The organism is Vibrio sp. SG41-7, assembly GCF_014164465.1.
GTDB lineage: Bacteria > Pseudomonadota > Gammaproteobacteria > Enterobacterales > Vibrionaceae > Vibrio > Vibrio splendidus.
In genome coordinates this window covers 26,492-40,583 of sequence record NZ_JACJFF010000045.1, presented here as the reverse complement: position 1 = coordinate 40,583, position 14,092 = coordinate 26,492, and the positions used below count along the sequence as shown (strand labels likewise).

The window sequence follows — 14,092 nt, the reverse complement described above, 5'->3', positions numbered from 1 at the left end:
GATTAGCTCGGTGAATAGTGCAACCAAATTCGACATGATGTGTCAATTGTCAGTAACCACTAAAGACCTATAGGACAAAGGTATGCCTGATCTCTATTGCAAAGGATGTAAAAAAACAACACTACATAAGTCTATAATGAAACGTTGTGAATCTGAGCCCGAGACAACCTCTGGCCGTATGATGCAATGGACGTCAAAGCTATTTAGTGGAAACCTGTATTACGATATGGAAACTCAGCACTTCTGTCGAACGTGTAATTGTCGTTGTGAAACAGGAAGTACAGTTCCCCAAGTTGGAATGGCTTAACTTATAGTAAGTGCTTACCAACCTAGATAAAAAAAACCTCCTTTATGGAGGTTTTTTTCGTTTCTATGCGGCTTTGAGTGCAAGTTTTGTGTCAATGGCGTTGCCATCAATCTTCACTTCCCATCCATAGTTCGAGTATTCACTTGCGAGTGCTTCAGCAACATCTTTTGATACCGTTACGTGTGTCCATGAGCCAATACCGTATGGTTTGTACGCGAGTTCTTGTGTCTTCATAATAGAGTTATCCTTTCTCTTTGATAATCCCATTATTCACTTTGGCCTATATCCTTTCTTTCGTTTCTGGCTCAACTTATTTGTTATCTGGGTCATTTCTATAATAATTTGTTAATAGTCAAAGATTGATTTATAAGGGGTCTTATCGTTCCATATTGATTTATATTTGATGTGAATGCTAAAGGCATATTTAGTTTTTTAAATGTGTGAGCGAGGTTTTCTTCGATTGTTCGTGGTATGGAATATACTGAGCGGAATTTAGAATGTTTAAGGAATGTTATGTCTCAGCATCAACTCGATCGTATCGATAAAGAGATACTAAGAATTCTGCATATGAAAGGGCGTTTGCCTGTTGTTGAGTTGGCAAAGCAGGTCAACCTAACGACGTCCCCTTGTTCTGATAGATTGAAGCGATTGGAGAAAGAAGGCTACATAACGGGCTACCATGCCGAGCTCTGTTCAGAAAAGCTGGGACTCGATGTCCAGGTCTTTATCCATATTCGTCTCGACCAGACCAGCTTCTCGATTTTCGATAAATTCGCCCAAGCGGTTGAAATGATGCCTGAGGTGGAAGAGTGTTATTCGCTGTCGGGTGATTTTGACACCATGATCAAGGTTCGAGTGAAAGACATGAAGGCGTACCAAGCGTTTATGGCAACCAAGCTGGGTACACTGCCGGGCGTGATTCAGACTCGCAGCGAAGTGGTGATTGAAGAGCATAAGAAGGGCTTTGGTGTGAACCCTGAGCTATTAGCAACCCTAAAATAGCGGCCTGCTTTCGTTTTACCAAGGTTATTTAGATATAAAAAATGGAAGCTCGTGAGCTTCCATTTTTTATTGAGTGCCCGAGAAAAGGTCAATCAGATTAAGTTAGAGCAGTTAGAGTGAGAACAGATAAACCGCTTACAGCGTAATTGCCGCAGAGATTAAGCCAATCACACCGCCAAACACACCGCCCCAAACCACTAGCCAACCAAGGTGTTTCTTGATCATGGCTTGAACCATCTCTTTAACCAGCTTTGGTGTCAGTTCATTCAAGCGCTGATCGATGATCGCTTCAATATTCTCTTTGATTTCATCCATCATTGCAGGCGATTCAAGTTCATCCTTGATGGCATTTTTTACAGAATCACTCTTGCTTATTTCAATCACAGACTCTTGCATCTTCTCCACGAATGGCGCTTTCATTGGCTGTAGTGCTTCAGTGCCGCCAACCATCGCTAACATGCCACCAAATTGTGAGTTCTCGATAACATGCACCAGCGAATCGAATGCAGGGTTAAAATCGATCTTCTTAATCACGGGTTCTAGGTTGAGCGACTTACCGCTCATCTCACTGCTAAGGAAGCGGTCGATATTACCTTCGGTAAAGAATTGTTCCATCATCAATTGCTTGATGGCCGCCTTGAATTCTTCAAAGCGTGCTGGAATAACGCCAGAACCGTATAAACCGGGTACTTTTTCGAACAACATGTGAATCGCAAGCCAGTTGGTGATGGCACCAGAAAAGGCGAATAGGCCTGCATAAAGCAAGTATTGGTTTGCTGTCGCATAGCCGCCAGCAAGCAGTGCTAACGCGATTACGTTAGTTAAGACACTTTTGTTCATGGTTGATCTCTAGAAAGAATACTGCGCGCATTTTAAGAAAAAAACGCCAAGAAAAAAACAAAAGGATCGATGAAGTTTATGGGGCAGACAAAAATAGATGAGAAAGGGGCGAAGAATAACAGGCATAAAAAAGGCTAGCCTCCCCCCGAAGTCTAGCCTTATTCCAGAACGCGCAAGCGAGGCGTCTTTGGTGTTAATGTCATTATATAATTACGACATAACATTCTGCCACGTGTAATTTACCATTAATTAACAAATTGGTGTGAATTACGCCGCACTTTTAAAGTAGCACATAAATTAAGCACTCGACGCTTGGTCAAGATTATCGGCAATGAAGCCTCCGGTCTGGTGATTCCACAATTGAGCATAGATGCCATTTTGTGTAATCAGCTCTTGGTGAGTGCCTTCTTCAACGATATTGCCTTGGTCGAGTACGATTAAGCGATCCATTGCTGCAATCGTCGATAAACGGTGTGCAATTGCAATCACGGTCTTGCCTTCCATAAGCTCTATTAAGCTTTCTTGAATTGCGGCTTCTACTTCTGAATCAAGTGCTGATGTTGCTTCATCCAGAACCAACAGCGGTGCATTCTTCAGAAGTACGCGTGAGATAGCAACACGTTGACGCTGACCACCCGAAAGCTTAACGCCTCTCTCACCAACTTGAGCATAGTAACCAATGTTACCAAACGGGTCGGTGAGCGTTTCAATGAACTCGTGCGCGTGCGCTTGTTGGGTTGCGGCATACACTTCTTCATCTGTCGCGTCAGGTCGACCGTAAAGGATGTTCTCTTTGATTGAACGATGAAGCAGTGAGGTGTCTTGAGTCACCATGCCGATGTTGCTGCGCAGTGAGTCTTGGGTGACATCTGAGATCACTTGGTCATCAATCAGGATGCGGCCGCTTTCTACATCGTGGAAACGCAGTAGCAAGTTAACTAAGGTTGATTTACCTGCACCTGAACGGCCAACCAAGCCGACTTTTTCACCCGGTTTGATGTTGAGGTTTAGGTTGTTAATCACACCCTTATTCTCGCCGTAGTTAAAGCTCACGTTATCGAAGTTGATGCCACCTTGTGGCACATCCAAAGGCTTAGCGTCTTTTTTGTCTTCAATAGCGATGGGCTTAGACAGCGTTTTAATGCCATCAATCACGGTGCCTAGGTTTTCAAACAAGCCACCAATTTCCCACATGATCCATTTCGACATACCGTTAATACGCAAAGCCAAGCTGACCGCTATTGCAATTGCACCAACAGTGATTGCGTTGTCTAGCCATAAGTAGATAGAGATGCCGGCAATACTGAACACCAACAGGTAGTTAGCGAACTCAACGCAGATGTTGAAGCCGGTCACTAAGCGCATTTGGCGATGGACGGTATCTAAGAAGCCTTCCATGCCTTCTTCGGCGTATTCTGTTTCTCTTTTGCTGTGGGAGAATAGTTTGACCGTTGCGATGTTGGTGTAGCTATCCACAATACGACCCGTCATCAACGAGCGAGCATCGGCTTGCTCAGAAGACACATCTTTGAGTTTCGGTACGAAGTGCAGTTGAATGCTGACGTAAATGAACAACCAAACCAGCATCGGAGCCATCAAGCGCCAATCTGATTCTGCGAGTATGAATAACATTGCCGTAAAGTAGACCGTCACATAGACGAATACATCGACCATTTTTGTCACGGTTTCACGTACTGCGAGCGAGGTTTGCATCACCTTGGTGGCGACACGTCCGGCAAAGTCATCTTGATAGAACGACAAGCTTTGCTTCAAAAGGTAGCGGTGCGCTAACCAACGAATCGACATTGGGTAGTTGCCCAGCAAAGTTTGGTGAAGCAATAGCGAGTAGACGCTGATCAAGATTGGCATCACGACCAACAGTAGAACGCCGAGCCCCATCAGTGTTGATTTATTATCAGCAAGGAAGGTTTCGGGATTGCTTGTTGATAGCCAGTCAACCAGTTGTCCCATGTAGCCGAACAGCGCGACTTCGATGATCGCGATGGTCATGCTCATCAACCCGAGCAAGATCAACGGCTTTTCGAAACCTCGAGTGTAATGGCGGCAGAATGCCAGTATTCCAGTAGGAGGTTGTATCGGCTCTCCCTTTGGAAAGGCTTCAGTAAAGCCTTCAAATTTCTTGTACATAGATTTCCCTTTATAAACTAGTGCATCTATAAGCGACTGCATCGTTGGTGCAGCTTTGTTTTTATAGTCTTGATTTGAAATTTTACCGTCTTAGTTTGAAATTATATAAGCGCCCATGGGTTCTTATAAGCATTGAGTCATTCGATGGGTGTTGTTCTAGCTCTTATCTAAGTACTTGGTTTAAGCGCTTAGCTTTAATCACTTGGTTTTAACGTTAAATGCTTAGCTTTAACGTTAATGCTTAGTTTTAAAGTTAATTACTTGGTTTAAGTGACGAAGGAAAGATCCAAAGAGTGTCTTTCATGACGCTTATTTTAGATTGAATTAGACAGGAAAAGTTAAGCTTATTTCAAACGTAAGTGATGGTTATGCAACGATGATAATCCTAACGTTAAATGGATTGAATTGTAACCAAAACTCGTGGTGAGCGAGAAAATGAAATCGGAATATTTATCCATAAAGCGACTTAACGAATATGCATACAGTTGGTTCTTTCTGATGTGCTGTTATCTCGCAGTAAAAATTACCGATTAATCTAAGATCTGCAGTGATTGTTTGGGATAAATATTCAAATCATTATTATTTTCAGTGAATCTTGTCGTAACAAGTTGTTTACAATTCTGAGGTAAATAAAAGATAGGGACGGTTGAAATGTTAAACCTACACAAAAAATCACTTCATATTACTAATGTTCAAAACGCCAATTGCGTTGTTATGGTTCCGCCAAAAGAGTTTCGATTTAACGAAGAAACAGCACGTGATAACGAGTTTCAGCACAGAGTCAATCTGACCGAAGCTGAGGTGAAGCTAGAAACGATGGCCGAATTTAAGGCTATGGTGGCTTCGTTGCGTAAAGAAGGTGTGCAAGTTGTAGAGTTTGATTACCCAGAATTGGGTGTCGAAACCCCTGACGCAGTGTTCCCAAACAACTGGTTCAGTACTTGTAGTGATGGAAGTTTATTCACTTTTCCTATGGCCTGTGAAAACCGTCAGCATGAAGTTAAGCCTACTGCTCTTATTGAAGTGTTGGAAGCGTCTGGTCGCATTGTTAACCACAGTGAGTCTATGGAGTCGTACGTTGCTCAAGGTTCTTATCTAGAGAGCACCGGTGTGATGGTTATCGATCACATCAATAAGACGATCTATGCGGCGCTTTCTCAGCGTTGCGACCGTGAAGTATTAGAAGATTATGCGAAGCGTATTGGTTATTCTCGCGTGGTTTCGTTCCAAACGGCATTACCGTCTGGTCAGCCGATTTACCACACCAATGTGATGATGGCGATTGGCGATAACTTCTGCGTGATCTGTGATGAAGTCATTCCAGAATTTGAGCGCCGCTTTGTGGTGAAGTCATTGGCTAAAGACAAGCAGGTTATCTCAATCTCAATCGATCAGATGAACCGATTCTGCGGCAATATTCTGCAACTGGAGACGGTGAATGGCGATAAGGTGATTGCGATGTCTCAATCGGCTTACGATGCATTTTCTCCAGCTCAATTAGCTCAGCTTTCGACACACGGAAAGCTGCTGCCATTTAACGTGAAAACGATTGAAGACATTGGTGGTGGTTCGGTGCGATGCATGTTGGGTGAGGTGTTTTTACCAACGCGAGTGAATCGCCTGTAACAAGCATAGAAAGTATAACAAGCACTCACTTCCAGCATTGAATTTTTAAATACCACTCTCATCGCAGAGTGGTATTTTTGTTTTTATCTATCTTTGTATCGGTCTACCAGAAGTAAGAAAACAGCAATAAGAGAACCAGAGCTAGATACACGAGCTAACGCGCACAAAAGTTAACGGAAAACAGCTAACGCAAAAGCTATGAAGCGTCCTTAAAAGCTCTGTGTTCGATGAATTGAGCCGACAGTGCCACGACTTCCTTGGAGTAGACAAGCGCCGTGTGGTTGAGTTTGAGAGCGTAAGTATCCGTTGCCCCTCTCAGGTTTGCGTCTTCGAGTGTTACCGTACCATCGCCCGGGTTTTTCCCCAGTACAATACGTCCAACTCCGGCGTCGTAAGTGCCTGTAATCACGCCAATCGGTACATCAATATCGTAGTCACCCAAGCCATCGCTTAAGATCATTTTGCTCGAACCAAATATAAATCCAAGACCATGATTCGACAGTGTTTTGGCTATGGTTGCCCCATTGTGCGGTGTGCCTGCTGTAATAATACAGGTGTCTGCAAAGTCGGGTTGGTAGAACTTAAAGTAGTGGCGAATCAGCAAGCCACCGAGTGAGTGACCAAAGAAGTAGACCTCATCGTACTCATCGAAACGGGCATTAATGAAACGATTGAGACGTTTAGCAGCCGAAGGGAAACGCAGCGAGTTGTAGGCAAACTTGTGGGTAGTAAAGCCGCGTTTTTTGAAGTTTCTATCCAGATATTGCATGATCAACGCAGGCATATATAGACCATGAATTAAAACTATATGTTTGTTTTTATTATTCATTTTTGTCCTCCGTCTGATGATATCCCCAGTATATTTAGTCGCAAATCTAAACTCAATAAAACTTGCCACTAATGGGACACAAAAGACAGAGGTGTACGTTATAAACAGGACGTTTGTTATAGATAGAGCGTTCGTTATAGAAAGAATGCGCGTTATAGACAAAGAGTGCTTGATGGACAAAAGGTGGGTTAGTCCGATCTCACTCCACCATAAACATCAATAGTTAAACCGCCTTGTTTAGCGTAAGTATTGGGTGTTAGACCGATGGTTTTCTTTAGGTAACGAATCAGGTGCGGTTGGTCGCTAAATCCAAATTGAAAGGCGACGTCCATCCAGTCGATGTCATCCAAATTTCGCTTATACAAGTATTCCAACATCGCTTCGAGTTTGTTCATCGATTGGCACTGTTTTAATGTCAGCCCAGTTACCTTGTTGAAGCTTCTTTCCAATGTTCTTTGCGAGCAAAACAGCTTGTCGCCAAGCTCTGCAATCGGTGTCGAACCAAGCACACCCAACACCTTACGTGTCAGTTCGCTGTGCCTATCCGTTTTACCTGTCGATATCCAAGGAAGTAGCAAATCATCTAACTGCTGACAGCAGGCCTCAACATCGGTTTGAGCGAGCTTGATCAGTGACGTTGCATCAGCGTTTGGCTTGTTTAGCAAACCTGCGAGATTGACTGGACTAACCCTGTCCAAGCTAGGGTGAGGGCAATCTGGGATAACCAGTGAATACAAGGCACCGACATGGAATTTAATGCCCAAGTGAACAAAGGGCTTCGAGTGATCCAATTCGATGGCTTTATGGTGTGGTAACAGCAGATGGCTGCCAACGCCTTGATCGACCTGTTGCTCAATCGTGTAGTGATATACCTGCTCGCTTGGCGATAAGATCAGGTGTGCCGATGGATCGGGATTGAGTATCGGAAATTGATGAGTTTGAGCGTCGGGCGTCTTTTCAATCAGCCAGTAGCAATCAATGAACTGAGCAACTACAGGGGATTTTGGAGACTGTAACCAATTGATCATTAGACCTTCTATTTCAGATGACTGGCACCTCCAACTATATGTGGATATCGTTGGAGGTGACAGTTTTTATCAGTATCTATTGTTAGAACTTAGTCTTGATGTTTGTTCATCCGAATCAAGGCTAATCAGTTTCCTTTAATTCGCTAAAATTAAACTGCAAGATACGATGCTTTGATGATAACCCAGCGCGTGTGATGGCCTTTTGTGCGCCAATATTGCTGCTTTCCGTAGAGCACATAGCTTCTAACCCTTGGCTATTAGCGTGCTGCTTTAGAAAGTTAAGAACACGCGTTGCAAAGCCTTTACCGCGTTCTTCTTGTGCGACAATCATACCTAGGTCGGCAAATTGTGTTTGATGCTCATCGAACTTACGGCACTCTCCAGTAGCGAGAATGTCGTCACTTTCCCAGTAGCCCCATAGCTCTTGACGGGCAATCAAATTACCGTAGTAACGGGTGAGCCACTCTTTTGGTGCGCCAATCGCTGATGAAGCAAACTCAACGAACTGCTCCAGTTGTTCTTCTGTCGCGAGGTTCATCTCTATCTCTTCAATGTGGTCTGAATCACAATCAGATCTGGCTTGATAGTTTTGGCGGTACATCATCGCATTCACTTTAAATGACTCTGTGTTGTCGACACTCAGTGATAAATATTGTGGCTCAGCCGTACTCACGAATGCGCCTTTCACCTCACCAATCACAGAGCTGTTGTTCTCTACGATTAAGGTGAACAAGCTTTCAATATGAGTGCTGGCTGTTGGTGCTAGGTAGAACTGAAGTAAGTAGCCTTCGCCATTCAATACGCAATAACCGACAAGATTACCGTTTTCGTAAAAACCAAAATGGTCAGACATTGGCACAAAGCCAAAGTGCCACATGCCATCGAGTGGCGCTGTTGACTCAGCAAAGTAAGTCGTTTTAAGTTCGCTTAAGTTACTAAGTGTTGAGATTTTTTTGATGTCTAACATCGCTTGAATTCCTGCTGTCTTGATTCGGTAGAGTGCGTGGTCGTCATCTTGTTCTCAGGTACGTCAATTGACGATGAGATAATTGATTAGCTGAGCCACGTTTCAATGACAGCAATTGTAGGCGACGGCTTGAGGCCGGTATTGAATAAAAACGACAGTTTTGAAAGGTACAAAAAAGGACTCATAAATGAGCCCCTTTGGTTGGAATATTTGCGAGTCGGCCTTTGAAGCTACCGACACGCAGCAAAAATGTCTTGGTTTTCTCGGTATTCTTTGGTTTGTACATCCATCAGGCCGAGTAAAGAGTCGAACAGGTTGTCTTGGGAGAAGCTCTGTTCTTTGCCTGCCTTTCTTAAGCAGGTCTGATTTATCCCTTTCTGCTCGGCGAAACCATCAGACATCCATAGGATCATAGGCACATGGGTTTGCTCTTTCGGTGCCAATGAATAAGGCATGCCGTGTAAGTAGATGCCATTTTCTCCCAATGATTCTCCGTGATCGGAAATGTACATCAGCGCGACATTGTACTTATCTGTGAGCTTCTCTAGCTTTTGAATAGCCTGTGAGAGAAAGAAATCCGTGTACAAGATGGTGTTGTCGTACGTGTTGACTACTTGCTCTTTGGTGCAGTTTTCGATATCAGAACGTGGGCAGTCTGGCACAAACTTCTTATGATCTTCTGGGTATCGCTCAAAGTAAGTTGGGCCGTGAGATCCGGAGATATGATAGAAAATGATGCTATCTTGTTTAAGATCTTGAGTATCTTGTTCGAAGTTCTCTAGCATGGCTGTGTCATAGCACACATCGTTATTACACAGCGGGTCGCTGTCTTTGGCGACGAGAGTCATCTCTTTGATTCGATGTGCGACCGCCTTGTCTCCACCATCGTGCTCTCGCCAGATAGAGTGAATGCCCGCGCGGTTCATAATGTCGACTACGTTATCTTGGTTGTAGGCATTATCACGATCGTAGTTGCTGCGATTCATGTTAGAAAACATACACGGCACAGAAACCGCAGTGGCTGTTCCGCATGACTGAACATCAGAGAAAAAGATCGGGTTATAGGGTTTGGTATGAGCATTGGTTTCTTTCTCATAGCCATAATATTGGTAGTTATATACACGTGCCGTTTCACCAAGAACAAACACCAATAAGGTTGGTTTTTCAGCTTGTTTAGCTTCTGGTTTTAGCTGCGCATCTAAGCCGATTTCTTGGTAAGGAATCGGTTCTTTGATGTAAGTATTGTTGATGTATTTTGCGGTTGAAGCGACGTATTCAGTCGGAATGATCATCTTTTTAAGATGAGAGTTATTACGACCAATCGACACATAATCTTTGTAAAACAGTCCAGCAATAATCGCTATGACAATCAGCGAAGAGAGCAATCCAATCGCCTTCCAAATAGCAAAATCTTTCCACGATTCTCTTTCAAGATCCGTAAATAAAAGCAGCAGTGACGGGACTCCTCCCATCAGAACAAACCATAAAATAGAATAGCTGCTTAGGTAGCTAGCAGCCTCTCCGCTGTTGGTTTCGAAGACGTTTTCTATCATTCCATAGTCTACAAAAATGCCGTAGTTGAACATGCTGTAGCTGACTAAAGAGGAAGTAAGTAGTAACAAGATAAAAAAAGCTTTGGCGAATATCGGCCAGTTGAATACTTGAAAGATAAAGTTGAATGCGGCGAGAAAGAAAAATGGGATCGAGATGATAAACCCAATGCTTTCGGCTTGTGAGGCACTAAGAATATTGAACAGTTCGCGTGAGATAGGCAAGTTAATGACAAGCAGGTAATACACTGCCAAAACGAAAGGGAGTTTGTTTATCGACATGTTTAAGCGTGGTAGATTCATAGGTCTTGTCTTCCTGTGTCACTTATCCCTTTATTTTAGTCTCGCTACCAAGAAAGCTCTAATATCAATGCATAAAGCTCAAATAGAAGGCGCTGAGCGATAAACTGGCTAAAGTGAAATGACGCTAAGGTGTGTAGATACAAAAAATTCACTTTACTGAGTGACCTTCATGACAAGGTGGAACAGCAAAGTGAATTAGTATGTTCAGCTTATTCTATGTGGTTCAATCACATTAGAAGTTGTATGAACCACCGAAGCTAATGCTGTTGAAGGCAAGCGTTTTGTCTTCAGTTTTCAATGAACTGTTGTTTCCAATGTAGTAGTTTTCAACACTCACTGCGTCTGCTTGCGAAATTAGACGCAATGTTAGGTGTTCGATTGGCGTGTATTCGACACCAACACCAAAGTGGAAACCAGTACCGCTATCATCATCGTAACCAGCGCTCTTGTTTGCGTTCAGGTCAACAGAGCTTAAACCAGCCAATACGAATGGGCGGATTGTGTTGTCGAATGTGTAACCAAGATTTGCTGACAAAGACACAGATGTTGGAGACAGTTTTGTAGTCCCTTTTTTGTAGTCTGCGTAGTCGTTGTAGCCAAGTTCAACACCAACGATACGGTTGAATTGGTAGCCGCCGTATAGGTTGTAGCCCATGCCATCTGAATCTAAGCTACCTTGACCGTCTGTATCAGAATCTTGGTATATGCCAAGACCGCCACCAATGTAAGCACCGCCGTCAGTACCTGCGGCTAAAGCTGGAAGAGAAACTGCGCTGATTAAACCCAGTGCTAATGCTGATTTCGTTATCTTGTTCATCTTTGTTACTCACTCTGTCATGTCTTCAAATGTGATTGTCGGTTACTGTCGATTTTTATTAGTTGTTGGCTCGTCGCCTCTCGACCGTTGTGACAATTATCCCTGAGTCTTTTGCTCATTACTGTATGGCTTTGTAAGCTGAATCGTTACATAGATACAAAAAATTCACTTTACTGTGCTGCCTTATCACAGGGCAGAGTAGCAAAGTGAATTTGAGCTACTTACTTACGACTTAGTCGTTTGGGGAGTATATTAGAAGTCGTATGAACCACCGAAGCTCACACTGTTGAACGCTAGAGTGTGGTCGTCAGTTGAGATCGTAGAGCCACTAATTTGATAAGAGTCTTCTACGCTTACTGCGTCAGCTTGAGAAATCAGGCGAAGTGTTAGGTGTTCAACCGGCGTGTATTCAACACCAACACCAAAGTGGAAGCCGGTGCCGCTATCATCATTGTAGCCAGCGCCGCTATTCGCATTGAGGTCGACTGAGCTTAAACCTGCTAGTACAAATGGGCGAATGGTGTTGTCGAACGTGTAACCGACATTTGCTGATACAGAGATAGACGTTGGTGAAAGCTTGTCTGTGCTGTTCTTGTAATCTGCATAGTCGTTGTAGCCAAGTTCAACACCTACGATGCGGTTGAATTGGTAGCCGCCGTATAGGTTGTAGCCCATGCCGTCTGAATCCAGACTTGGCGCTCCATCCGTATCGGAACCTTGATAGACACTAAGTCCACCACCTACATACGCGCCACCATCTGTGCTTGCTGCAAAAGTTGGAAGTGAAACTAAACCGATTAAGCCGAGTGCTAATACTGATTTTTTCATGATAATACCTTGTTTACTCATCCTGTGATGTAAATCACGGTATCGCTGACGAATGATTTATAAAACCCTCACAAATGAAACCTATTTTTTCATTGATAAAGTGACTATCTGTAGCCCTTGATTTATCAAGAGGTAAGGTCATATTTGTTGGTTATATTCTTTATAAATAAAATTCACATATTGACAAAAGGTTAAATTTGCTAAATAAAACGATGTTTTTTAAGGTTGAAGTGAGAACGGATTTATCTAACTAATTGAAAAATAAAACATAACAAACATTGTATTTATTCTATTGTAGTATTTGTTGCGGTGTTTGTTGAAAGTAAAGCAGTACGCTGATTCTAATCATGACAAGGAGAGTTGGATGTTAAACCGAGCAAACACAGGTTTGGTGGTTGTGGACGTACAAGGCAAGCTCGCACGCCTTGTTGATGAGAGCGATACGCTGATTGCTAATTGCGGAAAGTTAGCTCAAGGAGCGCAGGTTTTGGGTCTGCCAATTGTTAGCTTGGAGCAGAATCCTGAGAAGTTAGGTGCTACGGTCGACGAGCTGAATGACCTGCTGAGCGATGCTAAGCCGATACCAAAATTTACGTTCAACGCGTGTAACGAGCCTAAGTTTGTTGAGGCGTTGCAAGCCAAGGACGTGGATACTTGGTTAGTGTGTGGTATTGAGGCTCACATTTGTGTTTATCAAACCACAATGGGGTTGTTGGAACTTGGGTACAAGGTTCAGGTAGTTGGTGACTGTATTAGCTCACGAACGGCACTCAACAAAGATCTGGCAATCCGTCGACTAATGGATGCTGGTATCGAAATCACAGGATTGGAAATGAGCTTATACGAACTGGTAAAGGACTGCCGCGCGCGTGAATTTAAGCTCATTCTATCCTTGATTCGTTAATCACCGAGAGGCTGTCGGTCGCCACCGCCTCGGTAAGAATCGAGCGCAACTTTCAAGCGACGCAGCTTGTCGCGCGAACGGTTCTTGTGATTGACCGCCATGCCCATCGAAAGCACATCTACTAGTGCCAGCATTGCGTAACGAGAAGCCGATGGTTTGTAGATAAAATCGGTTTCCATGTGTTTGATTGGTAACAAGATATCCGCAATTTTTGCTAGCGGTGTGTCTTGTGGGGTAATCGCGATGATCTTAAGTCCGTACTGCTTGGCTAATTCGGCGGTTTCAGTGATAACGGGCGTAAAGCCTGTCGCTGAAATCATCACCATCACGTCATTGGCATCTGCTGTGGCAGCAACCATACGTGACATCAAGCCATCGTTGTACGACACCACTGGGTAGCCCAAACGAAACAGTCTATGTTGCAGCTCTTGAGAAGCAATGGTCGAACCGCCACCCATGCCGATAGCAATGATCTGTCTGGCGTTATGTAGCCAGCTTACTGCAGTTTCAACGTCTTGCTCTTTGAACAGAGTTCGGTTGATATCTAGGCTCTGCTTGATCGATTCGTAGATACCTTGATAGCCCGTTTGGTCAACAGGTTCGAGGATAAAGCGCTGGCCAACGGTTAGCGTCTGAGCCAACTTAATCTTCATATCACGTACGTTGCTGCAACCGATCGCTTTAGCGAAACGTGTGATGGTGGCTTCACTCACTTGCGCACCTTCGGCTAGCTCTGTGATGCTGGCATTAGCAGCAAAATCAATGTCATCCATGATCAGCTTGGCGACTTTCTTTTCTGCATCACGAAGAGCAGGAAAACGCTCTGTTATCTGTGAAATGATATCTACTTCTAAACTCAAGAATCCTGATCCTTTGTTGATGGGGCTATTTGCTAATACCTAGTCATTGGTCGCTAAAGCTTAGCCCCGTTAGTATATCTTAT

General features: G+C 43.7%; 13 protein-coding genes. 3 read left to right on the top strand and 10 right to left on the bottom strand.

Annotation, left to right across the window (positions count from 1 at the left end; translation table 11 throughout):
- Nucleotides 1-370 precede the first annotated feature (370 nt).
- Nucleotides 371-541 carry a hypothetical protein gene (locus tag H5300_RS13565; protein ID WP_017078425.1) on the bottom strand — a complete coding sequence of 57 codons (171 nt, stop codon included), beginning with the start codon at nt 539-541 and terminating at the stop codon, nt 371-373.
- A 279-nt stretch (nt 542-820) separates the two neighbouring features.
- Here H5300_RS13565 and H5300_RS13560 point away from each other — a divergent pair, with 279 nt between their 5' ends.
- The gene (locus tag H5300_RS13560) at nt 821-1,309 is read left to right on the top strand and encodes an Lrp/AsnC family transcriptional regulator (RefSeq protein ID WP_004732526.1); all 489 of its coding nucleotides are present in this window, start codon (nt 821-823) and stop codon (nt 1,307-1,309) included.
- A 135-nt stretch (nt 1,310-1,444) separates the two neighbouring features.
- Here H5300_RS13560 and H5300_RS13555 read toward each other — a convergent pair whose 3' ends face one another.
- Together H5300_RS13555 and H5300_RS13550 are read right to left on the bottom strand one after the other, a co-directional pair.
- Complete coding sequence (locus H5300_RS13555) at nt 1,445-2,149, bottom strand: hypothetical protein (protein ID WP_017078426.1); 705 nt, start codon at nt 2,147-2,149, stop codon at nt 1,445-1,447.
- Nucleotides 2,150-2,446: 297 nt separating this feature from the next.
- The gene (locus tag H5300_RS13550; RefSeq protein WP_182796176.1) at nt 2,447-4,297 is read right to left on the bottom strand and encodes an ABC transporter ATP-binding protein; all 1,851 of its coding nucleotides are present in this window, start codon (nt 4,295-4,297) and stop codon (nt 2,447-2,449) included.
- A 651-nt stretch (nt 4,298-4,948) separates the two neighbouring features.
- Here H5300_RS13550 and H5300_RS13545 point away from each other — a divergent pair.
- A complete protein-coding gene (locus H5300_RS13545) occupies nt 4,949-5,923 on the top strand; it encodes an arginine deiminase-related protein (protein WP_004732521.1) in 975 nt (324 codons plus the stop codon).
- A 196-nt stretch (nt 5,924-6,119) separates the two neighbouring features.
- Here the strand turns inward: H5300_RS13545 and H5300_RS13540 are convergent, their stop codons facing one another.
- The 6 genes from H5300_RS13540 to H5300_RS13515 form a co-directional block, all read right to left on the bottom strand.
- Nucleotides 6,120-6,752 carry a triacylglycerol lipase gene (locus tag H5300_RS13540; RefSeq protein WP_004732520.1) on the bottom strand — a complete coding sequence of 211 codons (633 nt, stop codon included), beginning with the start codon at nt 6,750-6,752 and terminating at the stop codon, nt 6,120-6,122.
- Nucleotides 6,753-6,940: 188 nt separating this feature from the next.
- Nucleotides 6,941-7,780: an AraC family transcriptional regulator gene (locus H5300_RS13535; RefSeq protein WP_017089362.1), complete on the bottom strand. Its 840-nt coding sequence runs from the start codon at nt 7,778-7,780 to the stop codon at nt 6,941-6,943.
- Nucleotides 7,781-7,901: 121 nt separating this feature from the next.
- Nucleotides 7,902-8,747 (bottom strand): GNAT family N-acetyltransferase, encoded by an 846-nt coding sequence (locus H5300_RS13530; RefSeq protein ID WP_182796175.1) that lies wholly within the window; start codon nt 8,745-8,747, stop codon nt 7,902-7,904.
- A 230-nt stretch (nt 8,748-8,977) separates the two neighbouring features.
- On the bottom strand, nt 8,978-10,600 hold the full coding sequence (locus tag H5300_RS13525; RefSeq protein ID WP_182796174.1) for a phosphoethanolamine transferase: 1,623 nt from the start codon (nt 10,598-10,600) through the stop codon (nt 8,978-8,980).
- 232 nt (nt 10,601-10,832) lie between these two features.
- Nucleotides 10,833-11,417 carry a porin family protein gene (locus H5300_RS13520; protein ID WP_182796173.1) on the bottom strand — a complete coding sequence of 195 codons (585 nt, stop codon included), beginning with the start codon at nt 11,415-11,417 and terminating at the stop codon, nt 10,833-10,835.
- 252 nt (nt 11,418-11,669) lie between these two features.
- On the bottom strand, nt 11,670-12,245 hold the full coding sequence (locus tag H5300_RS13515) for a porin family protein (RefSeq protein ID WP_405055138.1): 576 nt from the start codon (nt 12,243-12,245) through the stop codon (nt 11,670-11,672).
- Between the two features lie 364 nt (nt 12,246-12,609).
- Here H5300_RS13515 and H5300_RS13510 point away from each other — a divergent pair, with 364 nt between their 5' ends.
- The gene (locus H5300_RS13510; RefSeq protein WP_182796171.1) at nt 12,610-13,149 is read left to right on the top strand and encodes a hydrolase; all 540 of its coding nucleotides are present in this window, start codon (nt 12,610-12,612) and stop codon (nt 13,147-13,149) included.
- Here H5300_RS13510 and H5300_RS13505 read toward each other — a convergent pair.
- Nucleotides 13,146-14,009: a MurR/RpiR family transcriptional regulator gene (locus H5300_RS13505; protein ID WP_012600047.1), complete on the bottom strand. Its 864-nt coding sequence runs from the start codon at nt 14,007-14,009 to the stop codon at nt 13,146-13,148. The two genes, H5300_RS13510 and H5300_RS13505, sit on opposite strands and share 4 nt — an antisense overlap.
- Between the last annotated feature and the right edge of the window lie 83 nt (nt 14,010-14,092).

Bases quoted from the DNA above. Each gene is read 5' to 3' on its own strand.
- H5300_RS13545 (WP_004732521.1), top strand. From the start codon at position 4,949: ATGTTAAACCTACACAAAAAATCACTTCATATTACTAATGTTCAAAAC.
- H5300_RS13530 (WP_182796175.1), bottom strand. From the start codon at position 8,747: ATGTTAGACATCAAAAAAATCTCAACACTTAGTAACTTAAGCGAACTT.
- H5300_RS13540 (WP_004732520.1), bottom strand. From the start codon at position 6,752: ATGAATAATAAAAACAAACATATAGTTTTAATTCATGGTCTATATATG.
- H5300_RS13560 (WP_004732526.1), top strand. From the start codon at position 821: ATGTCTCAGCATCAACTCGATCGTATCGATAAAGAGATACTAAGAATT.
- H5300_RS13550 (WP_182796176.1), bottom strand. From the start codon at position 4,297: ATGTACAAGAAATTTGAAGGCTTTACTGAAGCCTTTCCAAAGGGAGAG.
- H5300_RS13510 (WP_182796171.1), top strand. From the start codon at position 12,610: ATGTTAAACCGAGCAAACACAGGTTTGGTGGTTGTGGACGTACAAGGC.
- H5300_RS13515 (WP_405055138.1), bottom strand. From the start codon at position 12,245: ATGAAAAAATCAGTATTAGCACTCGGCTTAATCGGTTTAGTTTCACTT.
- H5300_RS13565 (WP_017078425.1), bottom strand. From the start codon at position 541: ATGAAGACACAAGAACTCGCGTACAAACCATACGGTATTGGCTCATGG.
- H5300_RS13535 (WP_017089362.1), bottom strand. From the start codon at position 7,780: ATGATCAATTGGTTACAGTCTCCAAAATCCCCTGTAGTTGCTCAGTTC.
- H5300_RS13525 (WP_182796174.1), bottom strand. From the start codon at position 10,600: ATGAATCTACCACGCTTAAACATGTCGATAAACAAACTCCCTTTCGTT.
- H5300_RS13520 (WP_182796173.1), bottom strand. From the start codon at position 11,417: ATGAACAAGATAACGAAATCAGCATTAGCACTGGGTTTAATCAGCGCA.
- H5300_RS13555 (WP_017078426.1), bottom strand. From the start codon at position 2,149: ATGAACAAAAGTGTCTTAACTAACGTAATCGCGTTAGCACTGCTTGCT.